This window comes from Shewanella gelidimarina (assembly GCF_023283945.1).
GTDB lineage: Bacteria > Pseudomonadota > Gammaproteobacteria > Enterobacterales > Shewanellaceae > Shewanella > Shewanella gelidimarina.
In genome coordinates, this window is record NZ_JAKIKW010000001.1 from 299,367 (window position 1) to 312,712 (window position 13,346).

Genomic DNA, 13,346 nt, shown 5'->3' on the forward strand with positions numbered 1-13,346 from the left:
TTTAACTTTTTAAATGTTACTTTTCGCATGTAAGCTATTGATATAAGGTCATTATACGCCATGCGCATTCATCGTTTACATTTCCTAGATTTGTATTTATTTTAGATGACGAAATGTGTGACTGAATGTATCATTGTTGTTTTTGTTGGTGGTGGTGTCTATTAGCGTGGGTAATACTTGTATTAGATTTTTCTTAGTCTTCATGTATGTATTTATTTCTATAACTGAAAGTGTTATTGTTTGAAGATGATTTTAATTTAAATATTAATATATATTCATGGACGTATTACAATGCGAAAGGAACTCTCTAAATTAGATTATTTCACACTTAAAGTTCTCATTGGTTTATTTGAATTTAAGAATTGCAGTGTCGTAGCTGAAAAATTAAATACAACTCAGCCTAAAGTCAGCCGTGCCTTAAGCAGCCTCCGTGAAGTCATCCAGAATGAATTGTTTGTGCGTCAGCAGTATGGCTTACAACCAAATTCGATGGCCGAAAAAATCTATCCTCTGGCGAAATCGATAGTCGCTACACTGGAAGAAATAGACCAGGTGGCTATGAGTCAATCAGATGTGATACGTGTCGTGAATGTGGCAGTTCAGGAGCATATGTCTGCATTTTTTTTGGAGGCAATATCTGAAGTCTGTATTCATTTGAAACAGGAAGTGAGCGTTAACATTCAGCCTTGGTGTGATAATGTTTCCCAACTGATTGCCCAAGGTAAGTTGGACTATGCAATCACTGTTAACTCAACTTATCACGAGATGATAGAAAACCTCGAATTGGGGGAGGTAAGTTACCGGTTCGTCGTTGCCAAGAAAGATCATCCCATTTTTCGAAAGCCTCTGAATTATTCATCGCTTATCGAAAATAGACTTGTTTTTATCAATTACTGCCAAGTGGGTTCGAAGCCAAACTGGTTCGAATCCATTGTGAAGCAGCGAGGAGAGGAATTAAAACTCATCTTAAAGACCTCTTGTCACAACATGGCGCTGGATCATATCGTTAAATCCGATGACGTGTGTTGTACCGCATCCATTTTTGCCTATCAATATTTTAAGAATCGTGATGATATTGACTTTATCGATGCCACAGACTTTTGTCATGTTGAGTTAGCTAAGGCTAAAAAAGAATTAGTGCCGTCAGATCATCAAAAAGTTTATTATTACCTGCAATATCATCATTCTAATGAGCATGACTTTACTCCTCTTTTGTCGGAAGTATTGAAGCGAAAAATTGACTTGATGCAAGATGAATATGAACAGTCTAAATCACTCGGCGCTAAAATAGACACAGCGAACGTTAGAACGCCGATAGTTAAGCCCTAATCGAACCAGACGAGATGAAAGGTGCTTAGACGATTGACTTGTTCGATCCCCCTGTCGATGCTCGCGATTTAATGATTAGTGGCGAGTGTCCTACCTGTATTTATCTTGAATTTTATTTGAGTCAGTATGTTGTGTTGATATTTGACATCAATAGTGAGTACTGCATATTGATGTCAAAGTCTCAGTGAAGTGCAGTGTTGACCAAGCCTTGAATTTGAGTCGATAACCATTGCAGGTTAGGCTCAGCTTTGGCTTTATTGTAAACCAGGTACAAAGTGGGTACCTTGATTTGCATATAGAGTCGCTCTGACTCGACATCCGAAATCCGACAAGCATGCAGGTTATGGGTACTGTTTATCATGTTATATATCGAGCTGTAGGGGAGTAAGGCGACGGCTTGGGTTGATCTTAGGTATTCAAATAAGCCGGATAGACTGCTGAGATCCATCTCAGTGTTAAGTTGAAGGCTGTTTACATGGCAATAGGCTTGAAATGGACTCATTTTTTGTTTGGTAACATCAATATTCACGTTAACAAATGGATACTCTGCAATCGATTCTAAGGTGATCTCTTGTTTGAGTATTGGATGTTCATGGTGACAGATGAGAAATAGTTTATTCAGTTTTTTTAATGGAATGGCTTCGAGTTGCTCATCTATGTCCTTGATGTCCTCAATCATATTGCAGCAGCATAGACCGATATTGACCTCACCGGTGACGATACTATCTATTGAGTTTCTTGTGCAGGTTGAGATATTAAAGCTCATATCTTTTCCCGCGCTTCTAATCGAAGTTAATAGTATTTTTGGGAATGTGTAGGAGATCAGATCAGGTGAAGCTATTTCAAAGTGATGCGTCTGTTCGACACTATTTTCTCCGTGTAGCTTTTGCAAGGTTTTCGAACATTCTACTATCTCCTTCACAATAGGGTATATTTTTCCTGCAAATTCATTCGGTACTAGCCCATGTTTTTTTCTGATGAATAGCTCATTGCCAAAGATCTCTCTAGCATGTTTGAGGCATCGACTTATTTTCGGCGCAGGTATGTTTAACTTGTGAGATACTGACGTTGCCGATTTACTCTCATAGAGATGAACTAGTATATTTAAACTGAGCAAATCCAAGTCGCTAAAGCTTATATCCCTCATTTATAATACCTCTTTAAAATAGTGTTTACTTATTTCATAATAATCATTTTTCATTCTTTATGTTATTTTATTTAAATTGATTTGTAAAACTGTCTATTAAGTCACTTATTTTATTATTCACATTTTCGATAACAACTATCTCTATATTAAATATCTTAATAATGTGTTTCTGAGAATGCATTAAATTTTCAATCTAACCATTTTGCTGTAAGTTACTGTTTTTAAGTGTCTATGTGATGTCGTTTCATTTAATAACTACTGATTTGTTATTTATTTGTTTTGTAATTCATTTTAGTTAATGGGTATTTGTGGCAGGTTTTATTTGAAATTTAAAATTAAGAAATATGTAATTTCGATAATTAAAATTGTTTTTTGTGAATTACAGTTTTTAGAAATTAAGTTGAATCTTGTTATTTAAATATAAAAATACTAGTTAATTTGAATGTTTGATTTGAATCAAAGTTTTAAATGCATGAAATGCGAATACTGATGATGTTCTAAAAGTTAAATATAATAATCAAACTGTGGTTTTGGAGGTTTTTATGAATGTATCAATAATTTTAAGTTATGCTTTTATGTACTTTGTGTTTTTCCTTGTGGTGCCATTTGTTTTAGTGATGTTCACCCTTACTTGTATAAAGTTTTTTAAACCAACCGATACAGAATCTATTTGGGAGGACATAAAGTTTAGCCGTCACCCAATGGAACCTAAAGCGGCTTTCTTTATTAATAATTTGAATACGATAGTTAAAGATAAATACAATATTTTATACGGAACCTGTCTCGATAGCATTCTGGATATTGATAAAGCGGAAACGTCAGGCGATGTCCATTCCTATCTAAGAGGATGTCATCTGGATTATGTGCTAGTCGATAGTCAATCCTCATCAGTAAAACTGGTGATCACCGACCCTGAGCATAACTCTCCCGAGCAATCTCAATTTATTGATAATTCATTAGCCGAAGTCGGGGTTAAAGTCATTCACCTGGCCAAGAATCAAAAGTGGGATGAAAGTCTTATCAGAAATGGCTTGGCCGCATAGTCGAACAGAGTGCCGTAGCATCGACTGCGGCATCACCTTTCTATTTTATTATAAATCAGTATCACTCGTTATGTGAGGGCTTATTATGTCCAGAATTGATAGATTTTCCGTCCCACTACTAGTATCCGTGCTGGTGCTGGGATCTTACTCTGCAGCAGTGACCGCTGCGACAGCGGAGTTAAAAATAAACCAGAATAAACAATGCATCATGTGCCACAAGCGCAACGGGAAAATGTTTGGGCTTCATGCTAATGATGCATTGGATCTGACTTGCCAAAACTGCCACGGAGAAAAGACAGGCCATCCGAGAAAAGCATCCGAGCTTATTGGGTTTGCTACTAAGTCTGTCGCCAAAAGTGCAGATCAAACTGCGGTATGTCTTCAATGTCATGATGTAGAAACGCTGAGTCAGGCCGATTGGACACACGATGTGCATTCCAACAAGGTTAATTGTGCCAGTTGCCATCAGCTACACCCCGAAGTCGATCCTATCATAGGCGTGACAGCGCCCGAGCGTAGCGAAATGTGTCGTGACTGCCATAGTGCCAACTAACTAGGAGGATACCCAATGAAAAACTCAAGAAGACTCTTCCTTAAGAGCGCGTGTGCGGTCGTTGTTGGCGCATCAGGTTATACAATTGCCAAGAGTTCCACTGAATCTGTGGAAATGGACGGGAAAAAATATGCCCTCGTGCATGATGAAACGAAATGTATAGGCTGTGATGCCTGCTCCATCGCCTGCCGGGAGGTGAATCAGGTTCCTGAGGGGGTCAGCCGTTTGGAGATTGAGCGTGAAGGACCCTATGGGGAATATCCGGAGCAATATTTCCGTTTTACGCGTAAATCTTGCCAGCAATGTGAAGATGCCCCATGCGTCAAAGTTTGCCCCACTGGGGCCGCCTATAAAGATCCAGAAACGGGCATCGTCAGTGTCAATTCTTGGAAGTGTGTGGGTTGCCAATATTGTATCGCCGCCTGCCCCTATCAAGTGCGCTTTATTAATCCTGTAACCCATGCTGCTGATAAATGTGATTTCTGCAAAGAGACGCGCTTAAAAGAGGGGAGGCTGCCCGCATGCGTGTCAGCATGTCCAACTCAGGCACTAACCTTTGGGGATTTGAAAGACCCTGACTCAAATCTTGTCAAAGTACTTAAGACAGCGCCCAATTATCGCAGTAAGACTGAGCTTGGCACGCGACCTAAAGTTTTCCGTATTGCATCACAAGAAGGAGATATAACGCTATGAGTCCATTCCATTTTGATGGCCTAGTCTGGCATTGGCCAATCGCCATCTATCTGTTTTTGGCAGGAGTATCCGCCGGAGCAATATCCTTCGCCATATTGCTTAAACATTTTAAGCTGGGTAAAGACGCGTATAAATCCGGTTTCATTCAGGCCGCTTGTATCATCGCTCCCCTAGCCGTCTTCGCAGGGCTCGGGATCTTGGTGCTGGATCTTACCAAGCCATTCGATTTTTGGAAGATCTTGGTTTTTTACAATAGCACTTCCGTGATGTCTGTTGGTGTTGCCGTACTCATGATCTATCAACTGATCCTCTTTGCTTGGTTAATCTGTGTATTTAAAGAGCCGGTACTGAATTGGTGTAATGGCCGTTGGCCTCTATTGATCAGGTTACTGAATGCTTTGGTTAAACATGAGCCAAGCATTACGGGATTTTTGGCCATATTCGCGCTTTCTCTGGGGGCTTACACCGGCTTCCTGCTTTCTGCGCTGACCACCTATCCTATGTTGAATAATCCGGTATTGCCCTTGCTATTTTTGATCTCTGGCTTGTCTTCTGGTGCTGCAGGAACCTTGCTCGGTGGTGTGTTGCTCAAAGGAGATCCAGACGGCAAAGAAGTGCATTTCATACACAATATAGAGATCCCGATCATTTTGGTGGAGATGGTGCTGTTGTTTACCTTCTTCATCGGACTCATCCTCTCGGGGGGGCAGAGCAAAATCGCTGCCATGAGAGCCATCGGAGAAGGTTTTTGGGGCTGGGTATTCTGGGGGGGAATAGTCGTGTTGGGTCTAAGTTTACCACTGGCGTTCAACCTCTTCATGAAAGCGTCTTCGAAGCGGAAATTCTCCTATGTCGCTATCACCGCCAGTTGTAGCCTGATTGGAGTATTACTGCTGCGTAATTTTATTCTCTATACCGGACAAATGACTGTCGCTTAACGATCAAATTTGGAGTTCACCATGTTTAAAGCCTTAGTATTATCAATACTACTAAGTTTCTCTGGAGCTGTATTTGCGGGGGGAATTGCTGATTCCCATACCGAAATGTCAGGGTGTGAAGCCTGCCACGAAGACGGGGCACCCTCGGACGATGGGGCCTTTGAAAATGAGGCTTGCGCCTCTTGCCACGGGCCCTTGAAGGAGTTGGACAGTGATGTTCATAAGAATCATGAAGGCGCCATGTTGTGTAATGACTGTCATCAGGTGCATGAAGAAGCATTGGCTAAGGACTCCTGCAGTCGTTGTCACTAATTCGATCGTGGACAGATCTGATGAAGTTGAAGCCAGTCACCAATAAGAGCTGACTGGCGAACACGGGTCCAAGCAGGCTTGCTTTAGCCATTTATTTTACCGTACGACAAGGATGTACTTGGGCAGGACGCCATTTTATTTGCCTCACTCTTAAACTTTAGAGTCGCACCCAACCTCCAAATGGGTTTGGCCACTCCCTCGCGAGGGTGGTCTTTCTTTTTTTAACGTTGGTCTAACTGGGCATAATGACCTTGATGATCTTGCTCAGCCCTGATTGATCGTTAACGAAGGCTCAGCGGCTGCAAGTGTCGATTCTGAACTTGTTTAAGATTTCTATCCTAAGCACTGGGACATGTTTCTTATGACTTTTCGATGGCTTTGTTCGTAAGCGTCCTGTGCACTGCGCTTTGCTTAGATTGACTCTGTCAGAGTGCGCCTAAGCGCGTATCGTTCGAGATGAACTCTACGGCTGCGAAACCACCTGAAGCTCTATATTAAACGTCGTGCCTTTTCCTGGCTGACTGCTAATTTCAATATCACACTGCAAGATCCCCAGTAACTGCCGCACGATGGCTAGTCCGACGCCTAATTGCGGTAATGCGGTCTGTTTGGCCATCATGGCGAGTGGTTTTTGCGTCATTTGCTTTAATGCTGTTAGCTCATGTTTATGCATACCTGAACCATTGTCGCTAACTTGTAGCCAAACTTTATTTGTCGCCAGATCCTGGATGGTTTGGATCTTAATCATTCCCTGTTCTGGGGTGTAGCGTATGGCGTTATCAATCAAGTTGTTGAGGATCCGCAACAATAGTTGTCGATCGGTGCGAACGGTTAAGTTGTGGCTGTCTGCAAAGTCCAACGTGACTTTTTTGCTGTTTGCTCTAGGCGCAAACGTTAACTGCAGCTCTTCCAGTAAATCGACCAAATAGAGCTCATTCCAATTTGGGGATACTTGGCCATTTTCAAGCGCCTCTAACTCAAGCATTTGCCCTAAGAGTTGCTGCAGATGTTGGCTAGCATTGGCTGCCACCTCGATTAAGTCGCTGCTACGTTCATGTGGGGGCAATAATAACCAAGTGTCGATATAGCCTTGCAGTGATGTTAGCGGGGTCTTTAAGTCGTGCGACAGGTGCAACATAAACTCATGCCGCTCCTCTTGCTGGCGGTTAATTGCTTGATGCTGCTGACTCAATGCTTCAAGTAAGGTGTTTATATGGCTGCTGAGTTGATTGATTTCACTGCTACCGGTGTATTGCCTTGGTAATACAACGCCAGCGTTTAGCTGCTGACTAGCGACTAAACGTAAATCGTTTTCTAGGCGGCTGAGTGGGGCGGTAAATAACTTGAGCAGCAACACGAACAGTACCAAAGCGAAACCTATGGCGATTAAAATTGCAGTGGTCCAAAACTGTGGTGCTTGGTGCTCGCTGACAATTGACTGCCAGGCATCAAAGTCTTCTCCACCAATAATGACGTAGAGATAACCCGTCTGTTGTCCGTCTGGTGCGAGTAATCTAGCGGCGGAGAAAATCTTATCTTTACTGGAAGATCTAGGGTCGGTGCCGAGTAACGGCAAGTTTGCTCCCTGAATAAAGTCATCAATGATGTTGGTGTCAATTTGCGATTGCTTAATTTTTTCCTCTTTGGCGTCGTAAGCGATAACCTTTCCTTGGCGATCTAAGGTATAGATCTCAAAGCTCGGCCCCAATAACATAAAGTCGTGAAAGGCTTCTTTTAAGGCGGCGTCAGAGGTGATCCCTTGCGAGAGGAGAGGATTGATATGCGCCATATGTTCAGCAAGCTCTCGGTGTAATGATTGCTGAATTTGATTGCGGCTAAAGTCTTGGCTGAATTGTAACCACTGCCACAGTGCGACAAAGAGGATAAAAATAACTAAGCTAGCTGCCAGCAATATGCGGCCAAATAAGCTCTTCATTGGTGTTTCTCCATCGCTAGCCGTGATGAACAGCTATTTCTATTTTGATGTTAGGTGATGCCGTGTCGATACTACTAGGCGTTATCATTTTCCATTCCCGTTACCCTTTACGATCATCTAGGGTGACTTTTTACCTCAAGCTAGGCGGTGGCTTGATTGGCTGGTGGGGTAAATTTATAGCCAACCCCCCAAACCGTTTTGACTAAGTCGGCGGTGGATGAACTTTGAGCTAATTTGTTACGTAAGCGATTGATATGAGTATTAACGGTATGTTCATAGCCAGAGTAGGAATAACCCCAAACGGCATCTAAAAGCTGCATGCGACTGAAAACCTGCTTAGGGTGCTGAGCAAGATAAAGTAATAGGTCAAATTCTCGAGCTGTGAGTGCTAAGGTTTCATTAAAGGCGATGACTTCACGGGTACTACAATTAATAGTGATGCCATTGAACTCTAATGAGTCATCTTGATGTTCTATCTGTTTACCTCGCCTCAGCAATGCTTTGACTCGAGCTCTGAGCTCTAACACGCTAAAAGGTTTTACAAGATAGTCATCAGCACCGGACTCTAGACCCAATACTACATCAGCCTCTGAGTCTCTCGCTGTCAGTAACATACAGGGGATCTCATTACCGGCTTCACGGATCTGTTGGCAAAGGGTAATGCCATCGCCGTCGGGTAACATTCTGTCCATTAAAATCAGATCTATCTGCTTGGTGGCGATGACTTGGCTAGCTTGTTGCAAAGTGGTGCAATGGGTGACTATATGATTCATGCTTTTAAGATTCAGCATGACCAGCTTTGCTAAGTCTTGTTCATCTTCAATCAATAATATTTTCTTGCTTGAAACAGAGGTGAAAGTGGTATTCGATCTGTTCATGACGAGCTCCCAAAGGCGATCCCTTTTAACAAGACCTACCTTTAAGAACTTTTATTTCGATAATTTTTTAATCAATTAATCAATTAAGCATTGGCGACTATTTAGTGCGCGTGATCTTAATTATCATAACGGGATTATCGAAGCGATGAGAAGCTGACAGAACCGAATCAGCGAGTCCATCATCAGCACTGATTACACCAGGATGACCATGGACTTTGTCGTTATCATCTCGGACAGCATTAAAGCCTTCACCGCCATCAGCAGGCCCTGGTATTGTGCCTTTTTCTTCAGAGTTAGCTTCGGTGCCAGCATCGTATGCAATGACTCGCAATGTGGTTGCATCATCAACAGCTAATGTTGAAAGGTTAAAACCTGTGGTGCCTGCGAAAGCATCATTAGTGTTAACGAGCATGGTGACGATAGACAGGTCTGCTACGCTTGATTGCTCTAGGCTCATTGTTATTGATTGAGTGGCGCCTGGCACTAAGACACCGTCACCGCTAAAGAGCTCATTGACCCCCGTTTCGCCAGTGAGTCCACTACTATCACCCGATTCTGCTAGGGTCTCGAGTGCAACACTGGCGGCCATGCCAGTACTCCACAGTCGACTACCGCTCTCTTGAGCTACTACAGCGACCGGAGACATTGGCTGGTTAGCCGTTAAGTTGGTAATCATCACACTGTAGTCTTGCATCACAGGTGCCACGACTGGCGGCTGGACGGGTGCAGGTGAATCATTGTCGTTATCAGAGCAGCCCGCTAAGCTAATAGCTGCAAAGGCGATGATTGCCGTGGCACTGTATTTAAAGTTCAGTTTAGGATAGTTCATGGATTGATCTCCTATTTCACGACAACAGTCACTCGAGCTACAGGGTTTAACCAGCGATGAATACGGCTGTCTAAATCACTTGTGCCAGCATTTACGTCAGTATCACCTAATACGCCAGGGTGAATATGGACTTTATCATTGCTACTGCTATCCATTACGCCAGTGGCGTTCATGCCACCATCGCCACCAGGTGCTGCTGGGATCCCAGGCGTTCCTACTGCTCCGCCACCATTAATGATCTCATCATTGGCCTCAGTACCGGCATCATAGGCATTAAGGGTAAAAGTATAAGTGCCAGCTTCCGTTGGGATCTTCCAAGCATCTAAGCCGACAAATGCATCGTTAGTCGGCAATACCATCGCGGTGATCGATAAGTGCGTCATTTCTCCACTATCGAGCATGATGCTTTCAACTTTAGCACTCGGCGCCAGTAGTCCCATCGCAGGGTTGGCCATCGTCACACCGCCTGCACCTGTAACTGCAGCATCTAGATCGCCAATATCACCCCCTTCAGCCATTTTTTGTAGCGCAGGCGTTGCCATCTCACCCGCCTGAAATAGATGGCTATCCATATCATGTGCAGCAATGAGTAGCGGGGTGAAATAGTTACCGTGGGTTAGATTTGTCACACTGATCTCAAGCTCTGCAGCGGTCGCAGGCAGGCTCATTAAACTTCCTAGTATGAGGGCTTTGGTTACATGGTTAACATTCATGGTATATCTCCGTTGTCTGAATAGTTAAAGCATGACAACGGGATATCACCTGAGTATCTCCAAATAATCACAAAAGTATAACAATTGGTGGAGGGTCACTGTTTATGTCGAATTCCTTCGGGTTTAGTTGTCTTCTCAGTGTTGTATATTTATACCGTGGGCTAAATTAGCAGGACTAATTATAAAGAAAGCATACTTTTGCCGATTTTATCGGCGAGTGAACCTAGCATAGGTATTATCTAGTCGATAAATACGTTATTTTGCTCGAAAAATTAGAGCCGTAGTCAGTATTGCTGCTGGTTTCTAACCTATCGAAGCTGAGTAAAGATGTATATTGGCAACAAAATAATTGTTTTTATTGTTGGGATTTGTATCCCCATTATGATCGCTGCCAGCTTTTGCTTGAACCTTTGGTTTGATGGTGAGGTGGTTTCGCTGCGCGGATATGCCGTCAGTAAAGAACTCGAGAGCATAGAAGATATCGTCAATAATGAGTTGCAACTGCTTGGTGCGGTCGCGTCGATTTATGCCGCGCCTATAAAGTCGCAAGTGCTTGATGATGTGAGGCAAAACAATGCACTTCTCAATGGCATAAATATATTTTTCTGGAACCATGGTCTGATTACCCCGCAGCTAGAGCAAGATAAACAACTCGCACTGGTGCTCCCAGATATCCCTGAACATCTGCTCAATAATACAGAGCTTGTCTCAGGCGCTTATTTTGATGCGCTGCATGAAACAGCCTATTTTATTAGCGTAAAGCCATTCTCAGCCGATAAAGCAGTTATTGCCGTTAAGGTGATTAAAGACAATTATCTTGCACTACGCGGTTTGCCTGGCTTTGTGAATCTGGCTCGAATGGAGTTAGGTTATGCCAGTGACGGCATCATCTTTAATGGTCAAAACATACAAGTAGATCTTGCTCTCCCTGCCTTCAATGAAGAGCTACCGGTATATGTCAATGTGACATTTTCTAATGGATTCTTTGCTCGACTATCATCGCAATACAGCTGGATGGCGGCGGGAATGCTTTGCCTAGTGATGCTACTACAGCTGGTGACCTATCTATGGTTAAAATTTGGATTTGTGAAACCATTTTATACCTTGACTGAGCAGTTAATCAGTATCAATCCAATGGCAAAAAATTATAAACCGCTAACTGTCGAAGGTGGGGCAGAGTTGAGTATTTTAACTCGCCGAATTAATGGATTACTGGCACGAATATACCGGCAGGAGATGCGGTCTAAAATCACACTGGAGTCGATTGCTGAAGCGGTTATATTGACTGACATTAACGCTAAAGTGGTCTATATCAACGCTTATGCAGAGCGACTACTCAAAGTTAAGAGTGCTAAAGCACTAGGTGAAAGTCCGCAGGTTCTACTGCGGGCCGGTGACCAATTTAATAATGATCTGAGCGAGTTTATGCAAAGTGGTGCGTCATTGCCTGAGTTTACGCAGATTGTACTGAATATCGATGCGCTTAAGGTGATGGAACGCAGCGTTAATAACCTGAGAAACCATAATGGCCAAGTGGTTGGGGTGGTGATTGTGTTAAGGGATATCACCCAAGAGGCGAAGCTTAAACAACAGTTACAACGTCGAGCCAACTACGATCAAGTCACCGGGCTGCTCAACCGCAGTGCGTTTGAAGATAAGCTAGAAACATTGGCACAGAATGCCAATTCAATCGCGGTGGTTTATTTAGACTTAGAGCAGTTTAAATTGATCAACGATTCTTGCGGACATAACGCGGGTGACAAAATGCTTTATCTGGTTGCCAAAGCCATCGAGTCGAATCTATCTAGCGATCATCTACTGGCGCGTTTAGGCGGTGACGAGTTCGGCTTAGCCATTAAAGACACTTCGGCATTGAATATCGCTAAGTTACTTAAAAGCATTATCAATAATGTCTCAATGCAGGTGATGCATCATCAGCAAGAGCATTATCGAGTTGGGGTGAGTGTGGGAGTTTCTTATCGTCGCCAACAGAAAAAAGATGTATTGGAAATGATAAAAGATGCCGATATCGCCTGCCTTGCTGCAAAACGTAAGGGCTGTAATCAAATTCATTTTTATGATGATAGCGATCAAGAGCTCTGTTATCAGCGTAATGCCCCTAAATGGGCGATGCGCATTGCCCCTAAATGGGCGATGCGCATTGCTCAGGCTATCGAGCATAACGAGCTTATTCTTTACTATCAAAAGATAGAGCAGCTTAGCTCGCAGTATCAGCGCAAACGACTGGAGGTTTTATTGCGGATCCAAGAACCTTGTGGGCGCATATTACCTCCAGCGCAATTTATCGCCGCCGCTGAGCGTTTTAAGTTGATGACAGAGGTCGATAAAGAGGTCATAAGGAAAACTTTTCTGTGGTTGTCACTGCGTGAAGAGCTTTGGCAAGACCATAGTTTGTCGATTAATCTGTCAGGTAATAGCTTGGGGGCCGAAGGTATGGTGAATTATATTTTGCAGCAACAGGCGCGGTTTAATATTCCAAGTTGCTGTATCTGTTTTGAGATCACCGAGACCAGTGCGATTCAAAATCATAGCCGCGCGATGGATATGTTACAACAGCTGCGCAAACGGGGTTTCTCGTTCGCGCTGGATGATTTTGGCAGTGGCTTTGCCTCTTACGGTTACCTAAAAGAGATGCCTGTTGATTACGTGAAAATCGATGGTTGCTTCGTCAAATCGTTAACAACCAATGCTAAAGACTATGCCATCGTAAAATCAATTCACGATGTGTGCAGGGTCATGGGTATCGAGACCGTGGCGGAGTTTGTAGAAACCCAAGAGATTATTGTTAAGCTCAAGCTAATAGGGGTCAACTACGCTCAGGGTTATGCTATTGGTCGGCCACAGGCGCTAGAATCTTACCAGCCAATTAATGCGCTGCAACAACGGTCGGCATAGCGATAGTTGCGGTTTAACGCTTTATATGTGAGTTTGGGGTATCGCGATAAATTTAGGTT

12 protein-coding genes are annotated in these 13,346 nt (G+C 43.2%); 7 read left to right on the forward strand and 5 right to left on the reverse strand.

Translation table 11 applies throughout. The features are described from left to right. The first annotated feature begins 291 nt into the window (after positions 1–291). Complete coding sequence (locus L2729_RS01280; RefSeq protein WP_248986606.1) at positions 292–1,329, forward strand: LysR family transcriptional regulator; 1,038 nt, start codon at positions 292–294, stop codon at positions 1,327–1,329. Between the two features lie 181 nt (positions 1,330–1,510). Here the strand turns inward: L2729_RS01280 and L2729_RS01285 are convergent, their stop codons facing one another. Then, positions 1,511–2,476: a LysR family transcriptional regulator gene (locus L2729_RS01285; RefSeq protein WP_248986607.1), complete on the reverse strand. Its 966-nt coding sequence runs from the start codon at positions 2,474–2,476 to the stop codon at positions 1,511–1,513. 542 nt (positions 2,477–3,018) lie between these two features. Here L2729_RS01285 and L2729_RS01290 point away from each other — a divergent pair. The 5 genes from L2729_RS01290 (at position 3,019) to L2729_RS01310 (ending at position 6,015) form a co-directional block, all read left to right on the forward strand. Then, the gene (locus L2729_RS01290; protein WP_248986608.1) at positions 3,019–3,519 is read left to right on the forward strand and encodes a DUF2726 domain-containing protein; all 501 of its coding nucleotides are present in this window, start codon (positions 3,019–3,021) and stop codon (positions 3,517–3,519) included. 85 nt (positions 3,520–3,604) lie between these two features. Further along, positions 3,605–4,072: a cytochrome c3 family protein gene (locus L2729_RS01295; RefSeq protein ID WP_248986609.1), complete on the forward strand. Its 468-nt coding sequence runs from the start codon at positions 3,605–3,607 to the stop codon at positions 4,070–4,072. 15 nt (positions 4,073–4,087) lie between these two features. Continuing rightward, on the forward strand, positions 4,088–4,765 hold the full coding sequence (locus L2729_RS01300; protein WP_248986610.1) for a 4Fe-4S dicluster domain-containing protein: 678 nt from the start codon (positions 4,088–4,090) through the stop codon (positions 4,763–4,765). After that, complete coding sequence (gene nrfD / locus L2729_RS01305) at positions 4,762–5,703, forward strand: cytochrome c nitrite reductase subunit NrfD (protein ID WP_248986611.1); 942 nt, start codon at positions 4,762–4,764, stop codon at positions 5,701–5,703. Before L2729_RS01300 ends, nrfD begins: the two co-directional genes overlap by 4 nt. 21 nt (positions 5,704–5,724) lie before the next feature. Beyond that, positions 5,725–6,015, forward strand: coding sequence for a cytochrome c3 family protein (locus L2729_RS01310; protein WP_248986612.1), 291 nt, complete (start codon positions 5,725–5,727; stop codon positions 6,013–6,015). 463 nt (positions 6,016–6,478) lie between these two features. On the opposite strand, the gene L2729_RS01315 is transcribed toward L2729_RS01310, so the two are convergent. From L2729_RS01315 to L2729_RS01330, 4 genes are all read right to left on the reverse strand, one after another. Continuing rightward, a complete protein-coding gene (locus L2729_RS01315) occupies positions 6,479–7,951 on the reverse strand; it encodes a sensor histidine kinase (RefSeq protein ID WP_248986613.1) in 1,473 nt (490 codons plus the stop codon). Positions 7,952–8,091: 140 nt separating this feature from the next. Beyond that, positions 8,092–8,829: a response regulator transcription factor gene (locus L2729_RS01320; RefSeq protein WP_248986614.1), complete on the reverse strand. Its 738-nt coding sequence runs from the start codon at positions 8,827–8,829 to the stop codon at positions 8,092–8,094. Positions 8,830–8,926: 97 nt separating this feature from the next. Beyond that, positions 8,927–9,658 (reverse strand): spondin domain-containing protein, encoded by a 732-nt coding sequence (locus L2729_RS01325; RefSeq protein WP_248986615.1) that lies wholly within the window; start codon positions 9,656–9,658, stop codon positions 8,927–8,929. A gap of 11 nt (positions 9,659–9,669) precedes the next feature. After that, a complete protein-coding gene (locus tag L2729_RS01330) occupies positions 9,670–10,371 on the reverse strand; it encodes a spondin domain-containing protein (RefSeq protein WP_248986616.1) in 702 nt (233 codons plus the stop codon). A gap of 327 nt (positions 10,372–10,698) precedes the next feature. On the opposite strand from L2729_RS01330, the gene L2729_RS01335 reads away from it, so the two are divergent. Continuing rightward, on the forward strand, positions 10,699–13,287 hold the full coding sequence (locus L2729_RS01335) for a putative bifunctional diguanylate cyclase/phosphodiesterase (protein ID WP_248986617.1): 2,589 nt from the start codon (positions 10,699–10,701) through the stop codon (positions 13,285–13,287). Positions 13,288–13,346: the final 59 nt, after the last annotated feature.